The sequence below is a fragment of the Roseburia sp. AM23-20 genome, assembly GCF_003470905.1.
Classification (GTDB): domain Bacteria; phylum Bacillota; class Clostridia; order Lachnospirales; family Lachnospiraceae; genus Roseburia; species Roseburia rectibacter.
In genome coordinates this window covers 250,264-263,801 of the sequence record NZ_QRHS01000001.1, presented here as the reverse complement: position 1 = coordinate 263,801, position 13,538 = coordinate 250,264, and the positions used below count along the sequence as shown (strand labels likewise).

Annotated in this window: 10 protein-coding genes; 9 read left to right on the top strand and 1 reads right to left on the bottom strand. The window is 39.2% G+C overall.

Annotated features, from left to right (window positions below):
* Nucleotides 1–144 precede the first annotated feature (144 nt).
* The 6 genes from glgA (at nt 145) to DW650_RS01185 (ending at nt 9,020) form a co-directional block, all read left to right on the top strand.
* The gene (gene glgA / locus DW650_RS01210; RefSeq protein WP_117921386.1) at nt 145–1,596 is read left to right on the top strand and encodes a glycogen synthase GlgA; all 1,452 of its coding nucleotides are present in this window, start codon (nt 145–147) and stop codon (nt 1,594–1,596) included.
* A gap of 154 nt (nt 1,597–1,750) precedes the next feature.
* Nucleotides 1,751–2,404, top strand: coding sequence for a ClpP family protease (locus DW650_RS01205; RefSeq protein WP_117921388.1), 654 nt, complete (start codon nt 1,751–1,753; stop codon nt 2,402–2,404).
* Between the two features lie 103 nt (nt 2,405–2,507).
* Nucleotides 2,508–3,386, top strand: a complete 879-nt coding sequence (locus DW650_RS01200) for an undecaprenyl-diphosphate phosphatase (protein WP_186898800.1) — start codon at nt 2,508–2,510, stop codon at nt 3,384–3,386.
* Nucleotides 3,387–3,407: 21 nt separating this feature from the next.
* Nucleotides 3,408–6,176, top strand: coding sequence for an FtsK/SpoIIIE family DNA translocase (locus DW650_RS01195; RefSeq protein WP_118208872.1), 2,769 nt, complete (start codon nt 3,408–3,410; stop codon nt 6,174–6,176).
* 19 nt (nt 6,177–6,195) lie between these two features.
* A complete protein-coding gene (locus tag DW650_RS01190; RefSeq protein ID WP_118208871.1) occupies nt 6,196–7,866 on the top strand; it encodes a formate--tetrahydrofolate ligase in 1,671 nt (556 codons plus the stop codon).
* A gap of 23 nt (nt 7,867–7,889) precedes the next feature.
* Nucleotides 7,890–9,020, top strand: a complete 1,131-nt coding sequence (locus DW650_RS01185; protein ID WP_118208870.1) for a tetratricopeptide repeat protein — start codon at nt 7,890–7,892, stop codon at nt 9,018–9,020.
* A 2-nt stretch (nt 9,021–9,022) separates the two neighbouring features.
* Here the strand turns inward: DW650_RS01185 and DW650_RS01180 are convergent, their stop codons facing one another.
* Nucleotides 9,023–9,880, bottom strand: a complete 858-nt coding sequence (locus DW650_RS01180; RefSeq protein WP_117921398.1) for a helix-turn-helix transcriptional regulator — start codon at nt 9,878–9,880, stop codon at nt 9,023–9,025.
* A 416-nt stretch (nt 9,881–10,296) separates the two neighbouring features.
* On the opposite strand from DW650_RS01180, the gene DW650_RS01175 reads away from it, so the two are divergent.
* From DW650_RS01175 to DW650_RS01165, 3 genes are all read left to right on the top strand, one after another.
* The gene (locus DW650_RS01175) at nt 10,297–11,673 is read left to right on the top strand and encodes an ABC transporter substrate-binding protein (protein WP_117921399.1); all 1,377 of its coding nucleotides are present in this window, start codon (nt 10,297–10,299) and stop codon (nt 11,671–11,673) included.
* Nucleotides 11,674–11,757: 84 nt separating this feature from the next.
* Complete coding sequence (locus DW650_RS01170) at nt 11,758–12,645, top strand: carbohydrate ABC transporter permease (protein ID WP_118208869.1); 888 nt, start codon at nt 11,758–11,760, stop codon at nt 12,643–12,645.
* A gap of 13 nt (nt 12,646–12,658) precedes the next feature.
* Nucleotides 12,659–13,495 (top strand): carbohydrate ABC transporter permease, encoded by an 837-nt coding sequence (locus DW650_RS01165; RefSeq protein ID WP_118208868.1) that lies wholly within the window; start codon nt 12,659–12,661, stop codon nt 13,493–13,495.
* The last annotated feature ends 43 nt before the right edge of the window (nt 13,496–13,538 follow it).

The window sequence follows — 13,538 nt, the reverse complement described above, 5'->3', positions numbered from 1 at the left end:
AAAACGACATGGAGAAGAAGTCTGTGTCGTTTTTTGTATGAAAAAGTTTTTCTGCATTGCAGTAAAAAAGATATGGTATTCTTTTCGGAAATGTTATATGATAATAGAAATAGATGTAGAATAAACACAGGAATGGAGATTGCTATGAAGAAAATACTTTTTGCAGCATCGGAGTGTGTTCCGTTTATTAAAACCGGGGGTTTGGCGGATGTATGTGGAGCATTGCCAAAAGAATTTGATAAGAATGAATGGGATGTCAGGGTTGTAATACCAAATTATAGCTGCATTCCGGATAAGTTCCGCAGCAAATTCGAATATGTAGCTCATTTTTATATGAGCACCGGCAGTTATATTACGAATAAATATGTCGGTATTTTAAAATATGTCATGGATGGCATTACATATTATTTTATTGACAATCAGGAATATTTTAACTGTGCAGTGCCATATGGAGATGTCCGCTATGATATTGAAAAGTTCTGTTTCTTTGACAAAGCTGTATTGTCCATGCTAAAACAGATTGACTTCTGCCCGAATCTGATTCACTGTCATGACTGGCAGACAGGTCTTATTCCGGTATATCTGAAAAATGAATTTCAGGCAGATTCCTTTTACTGGGGAATGAAGAGTATCATGACGATCCACAACCTGAAATTCCAGGGAGTATGGGATATCAAGACTATGCAGGGACTGACCGGATTTTCAGCTTCTCTGTTCACACCGGATAAACTGGAATTTAAAAAGGATGCCAACATGTTAAAAGGCGGACTTGTTTATGCAGATTATATCACGACTGTCAGCGATTCCTATGCGCAGGAGATTCAGACCGAGTACTATGGAGAAGGATTGAACGGTCTGTTATCTGCACGTCATTTTGATATGCAGGGTATTGTAAATGGTATTGATTATAAAGTTTATGATCCGGCAACAGATGGAAAGATCTATACGAATTACACACCATCGGATTTCCGGAAGAAAAAGTACATGAACAAGGTAAAACTTCAGGCAGAGCTTGGACTTGCTGTTGACAAGAAGAAATACATGATCGGGCTGATCTCAAGACTGACAGATCAGAAAGGCTTAGATCTTGTGAACTATGCGATCGACCGGATCGTGGATGATTATACCCAGCTGGTTGTCATAGGTACCGGAGATCCACAGTATGAGAATATGTTCCGCCATTATGCATGGAAATACGGTGATCGTGTATCTGCTAATATCTGTTATTCTGATGAACTTGCACATAAACTTTACGCAGCGGCAGATGCTTTCCTGATGCCATCCCGTTTTGAACCATGCGGGCTGACACAGCTTATTTCTTTCCGTTATGGTACTGTTCCGATTGTCCGTGAGACAGGTGGATTAAGAGATACGGTAAAACCATTTAATGAGTATGAAAATTCAGGAGACGGTTTTTCATTTGCAAATTATAATGGAGATGAAATGCTTTCTGTGATCAATTATTCAAAACATATCTTCTTTGACCGCAAGAAACAGTGGAATCAGATGATCGACCGTGGCATGGCAAATGATTATTCATGGAATAACTCTAAAGGGAAATACGAGGGATTATACAATTATCTGCTCGGATGCTAATTCTGTATGATTATTTTGCAGATTGGATATACTTAAATAAGGATGTCGTATAAAAAACAGGATGTTACAAACATCCTGTTTTTTCATTCATGACAATAGAATATTTAAAGAGCGTACCGTCTATTGTTTTCATATCATATGGAAGGAGTATATCATGGCAGAAAATCAGGAAAAGAAAAATGAAGAGATCAAAGAGTTTGGTCAGATACAAATGAAAAATAAGATTTCATTACTGACGATCATTGGGGAGATTGAGGGACACGACTGTCTTCCGGCAACTACCAAAACCACAAAATATGAGCATGTTCTGCCAAAACTGGCTGAACTTGAAGATAATCCGGATACAGAAGGGCTGTTGCTGCTTTTAAACACGGTTGGTGGTGATGTGGAAAGCGGTCTGGCGATTGCCGAAATGATTGCATCCATCCGGAAACCAACCGTTTCACTGGTTCTTGGCGGCAGTCATTCCATCGGTGTCCCTTTAGCCGTGTCAACAGACTATTCCTTTATTGTGCCATCCGGAACCATGGTGATCCATCCGGTTCGCATGAATGGAACCGTGATTGGCGCAAAACCAACATACGATTACTTTAAACAGATGCAGGACCGGATCGTACACTTTATCAGTACACATTCAAAAGCAACGGAAAAACGTTTGGAAGAGCTTATGATGAACACCGGAATACTCACAAAAGATCTTGGAACAATTCTGGTCGGAAAAGAAGCGGTGGATGAAGGACTGATCAATGAAGTTGGAGGTATTTCCGATGCATTTTCAAAACTGCATCAGATGATAGAAAAAAAATAACCAGTTAATGACAATCTGCCTCAAATATGTTAAGATAAAACATGTATGTAAAAAGTTATTGCAAAAGAACGATTTATTACGGAGATACAAAGAGGAGGCAGATATGTCATTATTACAGGCAATATTGATGGGGATCATACAGGGATTGACAGAATTTTTACCCGTGAGCAGTTCCGGACATCTGGCGATTTTTAAAATATTATTTGGGGTAGATACAGAGACAGGACTTTTATTTGATGTACTTTTGCATATCGGGACTCTGGCAGCTATTTGTGTTGTATACTATAAAGATGTTTTGAAAATGATTGTAGAGGGAATCGGTCTGATCAGGGATTGTATCATTAATTTCGTCCGTTTTATCGGGAATAAAACCGGCAGGACAGATGAGCCATATCTCCGTCTGGTAAACAGCAGCTACCGCAAATTAGTTGTTTTGATCATTGTATCCACGATTCCAACAGGAATCATCGGAGTGGTCGGAAAAGATGTCGTGGAGATGGCATCTGAGATATTACTTATTCCGGGGATTTGTCTGATTCTTACCGCTGTCCTGCTTTTTATTGCGGATCATGCAAAAGATGGAGATAAGCTGCCAAAAGGTGTTACATATACAAATGCATTTGGCGTCGGTATTGCACAGGGAATAGCAACGCTTCCGGGGTTGTCACGTTCCGGAACGACGATTACTGCATGTCTGCTCAGTGGTTTTAACCGTAATTTTGCTGTAAAATACTCATTTTTGATGTCGATACCGGCAATTCTTGGAGCACTGGTACTGGAATTAAAAGATTACACGGCAGCTGCACTTTCTGGTGCGGAAATTGCATACTATGTAGTTGGTATGATCGTAGCTGCTGTAGTAGGTTATGTCTGTATTAAGACAATGCTTATTGTTGTGCGTAGAAAGAAATTTACAGGCTTTGCTATTTACTGCCTGATCGTAGGCGTTATCTCGATCGGCGGATATATCTATATGGCATAAAATTGATTTGGAGGTAATATTTTGGCAACAGGGAATAGGAAGCGTTCTGCTGCCGGTAAAAGAACATCATCCGGCAGGAAAACAAATTCTGGACATAAGAGGACTACAAAAAAACAGCAGGAACGTGAAACAGAATTTACACGTGAAGTGATCTTATGGATCGTAGTAGCTGTTTCACTTTTACTTTTTATCAGTAATTTTGGATTTGGCGGTACCATAGGAGGAACGGTCAGTCGTTTCTTTTTTGGTATATTTGGAATTATTTCATATATATTTCCGATTGTATTGCTGGTTGGTACTTTTTTTGCTGTTTCGAATCAGGGAAACAGAGTTGCGGCTGTAAAATTAGTGGCAGTCATTCTTTTTGTGGCATTTTTGTGCATGTTTTTCGAACTCATTTCCGATGGAACGGATGCGAAAACTGCAATGGATGCCTACCGGTATAGTTTTGATGCAAAAAGTGGCGGCGGACTGATCGGTGGCGTGCTTTCACATATGTTATGTTCCGGTTTTGGAATTATTGGCGCTTATGTGATCGATGTGATCGTACTTATCATTTCACTTGTACTTATTACCGAACGTTCCGCATTCCGTGGTATGCAAAAGGGTGGACGTAAGGTATATGAGTCTGCGAAGATCAGTAATGAGCGGCACAGAGAACGTGCAGAGATGCGAAGGGAAGAACGTGAACAGCGGGAGCAGCAGCGTAGAATGGACAGAAAGGTTGAGGGAGTTGCTATCGATACCAAACTGATCCCGGATACGTCACAGAAACGTTCTCAGGATATCAGCGAGATTTTGCCGGAAGATATGATAGATCTGCCGGAGATCAAAGAGGAAAAACGTGTTACACTGACTGCAGGAAATGCACCACAGAAGATGGCTCCATCTGCATTTTCAGATGAGGCGTTAGAAGCAATGGGACAGGCTCTGACGGAAAAAACAGCGCTTTTTGCAGCGGAGGATGAGCAGGCATCTTTTCCAATCCAGATGGAAGAACCAAAAGTTTCACAGACAGTCGAAGAGGAAGAGATATTCGATATGCCGGGGCGTCCTGATCCTGCAATGGCATTTGGAATAGAGCCTTTTTCAGAGGATACCTCAGATCTATCATCATTTGAGGCTGATTTAGGATCTGATTTATCGGAAGAAGAATCAGTTAATGAAGATATACAGGCGCAGCAGACCGCTGCAGAACAAACCGGACCTGTAAAACGTGAAACTGTATCTCACGAGCCTGTATATATGAAAAATGAAGATGCAGCTGAACTGGTAATGGAAATAGATCTGGAAACTGCACCACCTGAGAAAGCGTATGTATTTCCTCCTGTTACACTTCTGAAACAATCTGAAAACAAGCAGGGAGATACCAGAAAACAGTTACAGGAAACTGCCATGAAGCTGCAACAGACATTAAAGAATTTTGGTGTTAATGTCACGATCACAAATATCAGTTGCGGACCTGCCGTAACAAGATATGAATTACAGCCGGAAATGGGTGTAAAAGTAAGCAAGATCGTTAATTTGGCGGATGATATCAAGTTAAATCTTGCAGCAGCGGATATCCGTATCGAAGCACCGATCCCTGGAAAGGCAGCGATTGGTATTGAAGTTCCAAATAAGGAAAATGTTATGGTGTCGTTCCGCGAGCTGGTGGAATCTGAGGAATTTCAGTCCCATCCATCGAAAATTTCTTTCTGTGTCGGAAAAGATATCGGTGGTAAAGTATCTGTAGCTGATATTGAAAAAATGCCGCATCTTCTGATCGCAGGTGCAACGGGTTCCGGTAAATCTGTCTGCATCAACACGATCATTATGAGTATTTTGTACAAGGCAGATCCGAAGGATGTAAAACTGATCATGGTAGATCCGAAAGTTGTGGAGTTAAGTGTTTACAATGGTATCCCGCATCTTCTGATACCGGTCGTTACTGATCCGAAAAAAGCAGCAGGTGCCTTAAACTGGGCAGTAGCAGAAATGACTGACCGTTATAATAAATTTGCCGAAGCGCATGTCCGGAATTTAAAAGGATACAATGCTAAAATAGACAGTCTTCCGGATGTGGAAGGTGATCCGAAACCGGAAAAAATGCCTCAGATCGTCATTATCGTGGATGAGTTAGCAGATCTGATGATGGTTGCACCGAGTGATGTGGAAGGTGCGATCTGCCGGTTGGCTCAGCTTGCACGTGCAGCCGGGATTCATCTTATCATTGCAACCCAGCGTCCTTCTGTAAATGTAATCACCGGATTGATCAAGGCAAATATGCCAAGCCGTATTGCCTTTGCGGTAACATCCGGTGTTGATTCAAGAACAATTCTTGATATGAACGGTGCAGAAAAACTGCTTGGGAAAGGCGATATGCTTTTCTATCCGCAGGGAATTCCAAAGCCGGTCCGTGTACAGGGAGCATTTGTTTCTGACAAGGAAGTATCAGATGTTGTCAATTACATCAAAGAGGAAAATGGACAGGTTTCATATAGCGCGGCAGTGGAAGAACATATGAATAATATAGAATCTGAAAATACTACTGTGAGCATTGATTCAAATTCGGGAACCGGAGATGGAAGAGATGCATATTTTGCAGATGCCGCAAAACTTTTGATCGATAAAGAAAAAGGGTCTATTGGAATGTTGCAGCGTTATTTTAAAGTTGGTTTTAACCGGGCAGCAAGAATTATGGATCAGCTTGAGGAGGCCGGCATTGTCGGTCCGGAAGAAGGTACAAAACCGCGCCGCGTTTTAATGACGCAGGAGCAGTTTGAACAATACGAAGAAGAATATTTATAAGACACGAGGAGGAATCATTATGAAAACAGACATCGAGATCGCACAGGAAGCAGAAATGCTGCATATCCGTGAAGTAGCCGAAAAACTTGGTATCACAGAGGACGAATTAGAACTTTATGGAAAATATAAAGCAAAGCTCTCTGATGAACTGATGGAACGTGTTAAAGATGAACCAGATGGAAAATTAATCCTTGTAACAGCAATCAATCCAACTCCGGCGGGAGAAGGGAAAACAACGATCAGTGTAGGACTTGGTGAGGCATTTGGACAGCTTGGAAAGAAAGCAGTGATCGCACTCCGTGAACCGTCCCTTGGACCGTGTTTTGGAATTAAAGGCGGTGCTGCCGGAGGCGGTTATGCACAGGTAGTTCCAATGGAAGACTTAAATCTTCATTTTACCGGAGATTTTCATGCGATTACTTCTGCAAACAATCTGCTCGCTGCATTGCTTGATAATCATATCCAGCAGGGAAATGAGCTTGGTATTGATCCAAGACAGGTTGTCTGGAAACGTTGTCTGGATATGAATGACCGTGTCCTTCGAAATATTGTAGTCGGTCTTGGCAGAAAAATGGATGGAATGGTCAGGGAAGATCATTTTGTTATCACCGTTGCATCAGAAATTATGGCTGTATTATGTCTTGCAGATGATATGCATGATTTAAAACGCAGACTCGGAAAGATCATTGTTGCATATACTTATGATGGTAAGCCTGTTACTGCAGATGATATCAAAGCGACCGGCGCAATGGCTGCATTATTAAAAGATGCTTTAAAACCAAACCTGATCCAGACTTTAGAGCACACACCGGCAATCGTTCACGGCGGACCATTTGCAAATATTGCACATGGCTGTAACAGTGTACGTGCTACAAAGACAGCTTTAAAACTGGCGGACTATGTCATCACAGAAGCCGGTTTTGGTGCAGATTTAGGTGCAGAAAAGTTTTTTGATATCAAATCCCGTATGGCAGGGCTCCATCCGGATGCTGTTGTCTTAGTTGCAACGGTAAGAGCATTAAAATACAATGGTGGTGTTGCAAAAGCTGATCTTGGTGAAGAAAACTTAGATGCTTTAAAGAAGGGTATCGTAAATCTTGAAAAACATATCGAGAATTTACAGAAATATGGTGTTCCAGTTGTCGTGACATTAAATTCATTTGTTACAGATACGAAAGCCGAGACCGATTATATTGAACAGTTCTGCCGTGAAAGAGATTGTGAATTTGCACTTGCAGAAGTTTGGGAAAAAGGTGGAAAAGGTGGAGTAGAACTTGCCGAGAAAGTATTAAAAACCTTAGAGACAAAGGAAAGCCATTTCAAACCATTATACCCGGATGATCTTTCACTGGAAGAAAAAATCGAGACGATTGCAAAAGAAATTTATGGAGCTGACGGTGTGACATATGCACCTGCTGCTGCAAAGGAGTTAAAGCGCATTGCTGAGATGGGAATGTCAAATTTCCCTGTATGTATGGCAAAGACACAATATTCCCTGTCTGATGACCAGACGAAACTCGGACGTCCTAGCGGATTTACCATTAATGTGAGAGAAGTTTATGTTTCTGCCGGAGCAGGTTTTGTTGTAGCGGTTACCGGAGCGATCATGACAATGCCTGGACTTCCAAAAAATCCGGCAGCATACGGTATAGATGTTGATGATAACGGTGTGATCACAGGATTATTTTAATAAGTCGAAAGCGAGGATATCCCATGAAATGTGCGAAGTGTGGGGCAGAGTTAAAAAAAGGCTGCCTTTACTGTTCTGTCTGTGGCCACGAAGCACAGATAGTTTCGGATTACAACGTACTTGAGGATGATTATCTGCGTTCACTTCTAAAAGACGGAGAAAGTTCAAAAAATCCGCAAAAGACGGAAGTAGAACCCCAAAAAAACAAAAAGAAAAAAAACAACCATCTGCTGCTGATTCTCTGTTGCTGCTTTATAGTGACAGGTGCGGCAGTTGGTGTTGCTGTAAAACTTTATATAGATAATAAGAATGCAAATTCCTACGATTATCAAATTGAAATGGCTGAAAAAGAACTGGTAGATCATAATTACGAAAATGCACTTCAATATTATAAAACCGCATTGGCATTGCAGCCGGATGATATCAAAGTACGTGAGGCAATGGCAGAAGTCTATACCAGCCAGAAAGAATATGATTCAGCACTCGTTTTATATATGGAAATCCTTCAACTTGACAAAACGAATAAAGAGGCTTATCAGCATCTGATCTCCATTTATGATGAAATGGGGGATTATGACAGCATTCTTTCTTTAAAAGAAGATGTTACGGATGGGAATATACTTGCATTATTCGATGATTATGAGGTTGGTGAACCGATCATATCTCCGCTTAGTGGGCAATATGATGATTATATTACAGTCGTGATCTACTCAATTGCCGGAAATGACATTTATTATACGACGGATGGCACTGTCCCGGATAAAGAAAATGGGATTCCATATCCACAGGGAGGTATTCCGCTAAATCATACTGGAAATTTTGAAATCAATGCTGTATGTTGTAATGAAAAAGGCATCTACAGTGATATCGTAACAGAAGAATACCAGATTCAGTTTAAAAAACCGGATCTGCCATCTGTCTCACCAGATGGAGGAGTTTTCTCTGAGGAGACCACTGTAACAATCACACAGCAGAAAGATTGCACGATTTATTATACATGGGATTCTACAGATCCAACAACAGAATCGGCTGTTTATACAGAACCGATTGTTGTTCCGGAAGGGGATTATGTATTATCTGTCATGGCAGTAAATAACAAGACAGGTTTAGTCAGTGATATCTATCGTGTAAATTTGGGATATCATCCACAATGATATCAGGACTGATACATGTTCCGAAACTCTGTTGGAGTACAATTTTTTATAATTTTAAACATCCGCATAAATGCGGAAATACTATTATAACCGGAGTGAATGGCCACTTCGGTTATATTTATATTGGGATCTAACAGAAGTTTTTCAGCATATGAAATTCGCTGGTTGTTCAGGTATTTATAAAAAGAAATATTTGTAAATTCTTTAAACAATCTGCTGAAATGATATTTTGAAAATCCTGCTAAAGCAGCAACCTGTTCTAAGGTAATATCTTCTGTACAATGCTGGTTGATATATTGACAAATACTGATAAATTTATCAATATACTCTTTTTGTTTTGTTGGTTTTGTGTCAGCAAATTTTGCCGGGGTACTGGCAATCTGTCTGCCAATCAAAACGATAAGCTGTAAAAATTTTGCATAAACAGACGTCTCATATAACGGTGTATCAGAGAGATATTCATCTCTGATTCCAAACATAAGAGACATAGCTTCCTCGTGAATGGCAGGAGCCTCCTCCGGAGTGATCAAAACAGCCGGCTGTAAAAAAGGCAGAAATGCAGTAAACTCTTCAAATGGTTTTCCACTGTTCATATCAACCTGAAAAATAATTCGTCGCCCATGACAGGCTTTCATATGGTGCAGAGTACCCGGAATAATAACAATAATGTCTCCTTTGCGCATATGAAATGGAATCTGATTGCAGTCTACATCATATGTTCCTTCTGTTGGCATGATCAGCTCGATGGGTGTATGCCAATGAACCGGATATTCTTCATAATCAGTATTATCAAAAAGCATAAGGGATGAGTTATTTTCAAATCCAACTGTTTCACGAACACCATCTAAATATTTTATCATTCAAATCTCCTTTTCTATGTAAACTTCCTTAGAATTATTTTTTGCCATGTTCTGCATAAATCAGATTATATGTATTTTTTAAATTGATATAAAAATATAAATTTCATTACGAAATATTGCATTTTATTAATCGAAAATCTATTGCTGTTTCTTAAGATATATATACAATATATCAATTTTAAAAACAATATCATTTTATAAAAAAGGAAATGTGCACAAAAAATATAATAATATTTTGAAAAATACTACCAAATTATGCAATTTGTACTTTGAATTAAATACAAAAAAAGCAAGAATTGATTATGAAAAAGCAATTATTGTATAGAGAATAAAACAAGTAAGAAATAAGATAAGATTGTCAAATAAATCAATTCACACAGTCAGAATATCTGACAGGTGAAAGAAGGGGGTTACATATGAAGTTAAAAAAAGTTTTAGCAACAGGTCTTTCCTTATTGATGGCAATGGGAACGATAGCAGGTTGTGGAGTATCTACTGATACCGGGGTAAACACAAATGCTTCGTCTGAATCAGGAGTTGCAGCTGCTGAAAAAACAGACCAGAAAGAGGAGAGCACTACAAAAACAGACGGGGATGTAGAAGAGATTACCTGGATGTTCTGGGATGACATGGAGGCAACGGAAGATCTTATCACATTGGGTTATAAAGATGTCATCGACAGATTCAACAAAGATTATGAGGGGGTTTATCACTGTAATGTGATCACAACAAATCTGGAAGAATACTATACAAAATTAAATGCATTAGTTGCTTCCAATCAGACACCGGATGTATTTATTGTTTCACCTGGACCAAATCTTACAGATTATGTGGAGCCGGGGGTTGCGGCTGATCTTACAGATTATTTGCATGAAGACGGATGGTACGATACGTTTAACGGTGGTGTATTTGATAAACAGACTTATGACGGAAAAATTTACGCAGTACCTACCAATCTTGCAGCAGCATGTGTATTTTATAACACAGAAATGTTTGCAGATGCCGGTGTAGATGTTCCGGAAACATACGATGATCTTCTTGCAGCATGTGAGACACTTCAGTCAAAAGGTTATACTCCGATTACGATCAGTGCAGGAACAGCATGGTGTTTATCAATGTTGTGTGGATATCTCTGCGACAGAGAAAATGCAGATCTTGATGCAATTGCAGCAGGTAATGCAAGCTGGCTTGATCAGCCGTTCCAGGATGCAGCAAATAAAATGCTTGAGTTATCAAAATATTTCCAGCCAACAGCAGCAGGAGATACAAATGATGTTGCAACTGCAAACTTTTATAATGGTGAGGCTGCGATCTTAATTCAGGGTTCCTGGGCAATCGCACAGATCAATGGTTCTAATCCTGATTTTGAAGAAAAATGCGGTGTATTCCAGTTCCCGGCCATTGAAGGCGGTAACGATCCAAACCGTATCATTGCAAAAACAGACAGCCTTGCAATGAGCTCTACTACGGAGCATCCGGATGCATGTATTGCATTAATGAAATATTTTACTGATGAGACTGCACAGAAATATACAGCAGAGATCGGTGGAAAGATTCCGGTTACCAATGTTGATATTGATTATGATAAAGCTCCAAAGCAGTTAAAGTATGTGATGGATATCTTTGCAAAAGCAACCGGAACATTTGGATTCTATAATGAATCACTTGCTTCCACAGAAGCCGGTTCAACATTTGATGATGCAATGGTTTCTATTTATCTTGGAAACAATTCAGTAGAAGATGGATTACAGATCATTGAAGATTTTTATAAGGAAAATGTCTGGAATAAATAATGTATAGCTGAAGTACCTGAACACGGGATCTGTTATGGATCCCGTGTTCACAAATAGAATGAATGTGTTGATGGGGGAAATTTTATGGATAAACTATTACGGGATAAAAAAGCCATCTGTCTGTTTCTTGCACCGGGAATAATTCTCTTTACCCTGGTATTATTTATACCAATCTGCCAGTCGATTTATTATTCTCTCTGTGATTGGGATGCGTTATCGAAACCCGAATTTATCGGATTTGGAAATTATGTTAAGTTGTTTACGAAAGATACAACAATGCAGATCGCATTGAAAAATTCAATATTTTTTATGATTTTTTCCGTAGTATCACAACTTGTTGTTGGTCTTTTTTTAGCAGCATTACTTACGAATATAAAAAAAGGAAGAAACCTTTTTAAGAATATATATTATCTGCCATGTGTACTTTCATCAGCAGCACTCGGACTGTTATGGATGTTTATTTTTACACCAAAACTTGGTATCAATCAGGTTCTTGCAACATGGGGAATAGAAGGACCACTCTGGCTGATGGATGTCAGCGGATATATTACACTTCCGATGAAAGTGATCGCATTTGTTGCATTGTGGCAGTATGTAGGACAATCTATGATGCTTTATATGGCACAGATATCAGGAATCGATAAATCACTTTATGAAGCTGCCTATATCGACGGAGCAACTAAAACAAAAGCTTTCTGGTATGTTACCATGCCATTGATCCGTCCAATGATGGCGATTGCAATGTCCTTAAACTGCATTGGCGCATTAAAATTCTTTGATCTGATCTTTAACATGACAGAAGCCGGACCAAATCATCAGACGGAAGTTCTTGCAACACATCTTTATACGCAGGGATTTAAATATTTTAAATACGGATATGCAAGTGCGATTGGTGTTGTGCTTTTAATTTTATGTCTGTTGGTTACATTTTTCATTAATAAGTTTGTAAAAGTAGAAAACTATGAAATGTAAGGGGGAAATTTACATGAAAGGAAATAAAAAAGCACTGGCATGGAAAATCGTGATATATATATTCCTTGTATTGATGGCTTTTCTTTATTTAGCACCATTGGTATGGATGTTTTTTGTTTCGCTGAAAACGAATACAGAAATTTTTAAAAGTCCATTTGCATTGCCCGAAGAAATCCAGCTTGGAAACTTTATTTTTGCATGGACTGCCGGAAAACTTGGTATTGCAACCTTAAATTCAGCTATTGTATGTGTTACCGCATTAATTCTTAATATTATCATAGGCTGTATGGCAAGTTTTGCACTCGGAAGACTGCGTTTTAAAATGTCCGGTGCAGTTATGACATATTTCCTGATCGGAATGATGATTCCGATCCACTGTATTTTAATACCATTATTTAAAACATTTTCCAATATGCATTTATATAACAGTCTGCTTGGTTTGATCATACCTTATACCGTAGTATCACTGCCTACAACAATTTTTATTATGACAGGATTTTTCAAAAATATGCCAAATGAAATGTTTGAGGCTGCCTGCATAGATGGATGCTCTATTTATAAAATATTTACATCCATTGCATTGCCATTATCCAAAACAGGTATTTTTGTAACAGCATTGATGGCATTCGTCGGGAACTGGAATGAACTTCTTTTAGCAATGGTATTTATCTCAGATGACGCAAAAAAAACACTGCCGGTAGCATTATCCAAGTTTGTAGGACCTTATAATACAAATTATACACAGATGTTTGCTGCGATTATCATTGCGATTCTGCCGACAATCATTGTTTACTGCTGTTTTAGCAACCAGATCGTAGACGGACTGACTGCGGGAGCTGTAAAAGGCTGATGTTAGCATGATATAAATGATCATAAAAAGATTTGAAGGAGAA

Excerpts from the sequence above, each read along its gene's own strand:
- glgA (WP_117921386.1), top strand. The coding sequence starts at position 145 with ATGAAGAAAATACTTTTTGCAGCATCGGAGTGTGTTCCGTTTATTAAA.
- DW650_RS01205 (WP_117921388.1), top strand. The coding sequence starts at position 1,751 with ATGGCAGAAAATCAGGAAAAGAAAAATGAAGAGATCAAAGAGTTTGGT.
- DW650_RS01200 (WP_186898800.1), top strand. The coding sequence starts at position 2,508 with ATGTCATTATTACAGGCAATATTGATGGGGATCATACAGGGATTGACA.
- DW650_RS01190 (WP_118208871.1), top strand. The coding sequence starts at position 6,196 with ATGAAAACAGACATCGAGATCGCACAGGAAGCAGAAATGCTGCATATC.
- DW650_RS01185 (WP_118208870.1), top strand. The coding sequence starts at position 7,890 with ATGAAATGTGCGAAGTGTGGGGCAGAGTTAAAAAAAGGCTGCCTTTAC.
- DW650_RS01180 (WP_117921398.1), bottom strand. The coding sequence starts at position 9,880 with ATGATAAAATATTTAGATGGTGTTCGTGAAACAGTTGGATTTGAAAAT.
- DW650_RS01175 (WP_117921399.1), top strand. The coding sequence starts at position 10,297 with ATGAAGTTAAAAAAAGTTTTAGCAACAGGTCTTTCCTTATTGATGGCA.
- DW650_RS01170 (WP_118208869.1), top strand. The coding sequence starts at position 11,758 with ATGGATAAACTATTACGGGATAAAAAAGCCATCTGTCTGTTTCTTGCA.
- DW650_RS01165 (WP_118208868.1), top strand. The coding sequence starts at position 12,659 with ATGAAAGGAAATAAAAAAGCACTGGCATGGAAAATCGTGATATATATA.